The 2,369-nt window shown below is 64.0% G+C and carries 3 protein-coding genes; all 3 read left to right on the top strand.

Going from position 1 to position 2,369, the window contains the following annotated elements:
• Window positions 1-629, top strand: a 629-nt coding sequence (locus ENZ75_RS28985; RefSeq protein WP_128278515.1) for a glutamine amidotransferase family protein, incomplete at its 5' end; no start/stop codon positions are given.
• Between the two features lie 4 nt (window positions 630-633).
• Window positions 634-1,359 (top strand): GXGXG domain-containing protein, encoded by a 726-nt coding sequence (locus ENZ75_RS28980; RefSeq protein WP_013532905.1) that lies wholly within the window; start codon window positions 634-636, stop codon window positions 1,357-1,359.
• Window positions 1,360-1,365: 6 nt separating this feature from the next.
• A partial coding sequence (locus ENZ75_RS28975) for a glutamate synthase-related protein (protein WP_128278514.1) occupies window positions 1,366-2,369 on the top strand: 1,004 nt, incomplete at its 3' end.

The raw sequence follows: 2,369 nt of genomic DNA, 5'->3' as shown, positions 1-2,369 counted from the left end.
GGACCACCCCCGCGAAGATCGATGAAGCGCGCGAAACCATCCAGGCGCTGCGCCCCGACATCCGCATCATGGGCGCCGGCGACGTGGTCGAGATCTACAAGGAAGTCGGCCTGCCCGAGGCAGTCGTCGATCGCTTCGATGTCCGCAAGATGACCGGCACACATGGCATCGGCCATACCCGCATGGCGACGGAATCGGCGGTGACGACGATGGGCGCGCATCCGTTCTCGACCGGCGCCGACCAGTGCCTGGTGCACAATGGCTCGCTGTCGAACCACAACAATGTCCGCCGCGAACTGATCCGCGAAGGCATGACCTTCGAAACCGAGAACGACACCGAAGTCGCTGCCGCCTATCTCTCGTCACAGATGGCGCATGGCAAGAATCTCGGCGAGGCGCTGGAAGGCACGCTCTCCGACCTCGACGGCTTCTTCACCTTCGTCGTCGGCACCAAGAACGGCTTTGGCGTGGTGCGCGATCCGATTGCCTGCAAGCCAGCCGTGATGGCCGAAACCGACCAATATGTCGCCTTCGGCTCGGAATATCGCGCGCTGACCAAACTGCCCGGCATAGACAATGCGAGGGTCTGGGAACCCGAGCCCGCAACCGTCTATTTCTGGGAGCATTGAGTTCATGCCGGCAACCACGCTTTCAAAAACCGCGGCACACGACCCTCGGGTCTTCGATCTCGACCAGTTGTCGCTGCGCGAACTCAACCAGGCGCTGCACAATCTGGCTCCCGGCTCGAACGAAACGGCATGGGAAGTGCTGAACCCGAAAGGCAGCCATTCGGTGGCCGTTGGCGTCGACCAGCCTGTTGCCATCGATGTGCGCGGCAGCGTCGGCTATTACTGCGGCGGCATGAATTCCGGCAGCACCATTACCGTGCATGGCTCGGCAGGGCCTGGAGTCGGCGAGAACATGATGTCGGGCTCGATCACCATCAAAGGCGACGCCAGCCAGTATGCCGGCGCCACCGGCAAGGGCGGCCTGCTGGTCATCGAAGGCAACGCCTCGTCGCGCTGCGGCATTTCGATGAAGGGCATCGATATCGTCGTGCATGGAAATATCGGCCATATGTCGGCCTTCATGGCGCAGTCAGGCAATCTGGTGGTGTTGGGCGATGCCGGCGATGCGCTCGGCGATTCCATCTACGAGGCGCGGCTCTTCGTGCGCGGCAAGGTCGACAGCCTCGGCGCCGACTGCATCGCCAAGGAAATGCGGACCGAGCATCTGGAATTGCTGCAGGGCCTGCTCGACCGCGCCGGCGTCACCGGCGTCAAGCCGTCGGAGTTCAAGCGCTACGGCTCGGCGCGTACCCTCTATAATTTCAATATCGACAACGCCGACGCGTATTGAGGCAGCATGACCTACAGGAACCCGCCGACGACGCCGCGCAAATCCGCGACCTTCGACGACTACACGCTTTCCGAGATCCGCCGTGCCGCGGCGACCGGCATCTATGACATCCGTGGCGCCGGCGCCAAGCGCAAGCTGCCGCATTTCGACGACCTACTGTTCCTCGGCGCCTCGATCTCGCGTTACCCGCTCGAAGGCTATCGCGAGCGCTGCGACACATCGGTCGTGCTCGGCTCTCGCCATGCCAAGAAGCCGATCGAGTTGAAGATTCCGATCACCATTGCCGGCATGAGCTTCGGCTCGCTGTCGGGTCCGGCCAAGGAAGCGCTCGGACGCGGCGCTACCCTGTCGGGCACCTCGACCACGACGGGCGACGGCGGCATGACCGAGGAGGAGCGCGGCCATTCCAAGCAACTGGTCTATCAATATCTGCCGTCGCGCTACGGCATGAACCTGCGCGATCTGCGCCGCGCCGATGCGATCGAGGTCGTCGTCGGCCAGGGCGCCAAGCCGGGTGGCGGCGGCATGCTGCTTGGCCAGAAGATTTCGGATCGTGTCGCCGAAATGCGCACGCTGCCGAAAGGCATCGACCAGCGCTCGGCCTCACGCCATCCCGACTGGACCGGACCCGACGATCTCGAGATCAAGATCCTCGAATTGCGCGAAATCACCGACTGGGAAAAACCGATCTACGTCAAGGTCGGCGGCGCGCGCCCCTATTATGACACGGCGCTTGCCGTGAAGGCCGGCGCCGATGTCGTTGTCGTCGACGGCATGCAGGGCGGCACCGCCGCCACCCAGGAAGTGTTCATCGAAAATGTCGGCCAGCCGACGCTTGCCTGCATCAGGCCGGCCGTGCAGGCGCTGCAGGACCTCGGCATGCACCGCAAGGTGCAGTTGATCGTCTCCGGCGGCATTCGCAACGGCGCCGATGTCGCCAAGGCGCTGGCGCTCGGCGTCGACGCGGTCTCGATCGGCACGGCGGCCCTTGTCGCCGAGCGCGACAAGGG

The organism is Mesorhizobium sp. M7A.F.Ca.CA.002.04.1.1 (genome assembly GCF_004022805.1).
GTDB lineage: Bacteria > Pseudomonadota > Alphaproteobacteria > Rhizobiales > Rhizobiaceae > Mesorhizobium > Mesorhizobium ciceri.
This window is presented reverse-complemented; position numbering and strand designations above follow the sequence as displayed.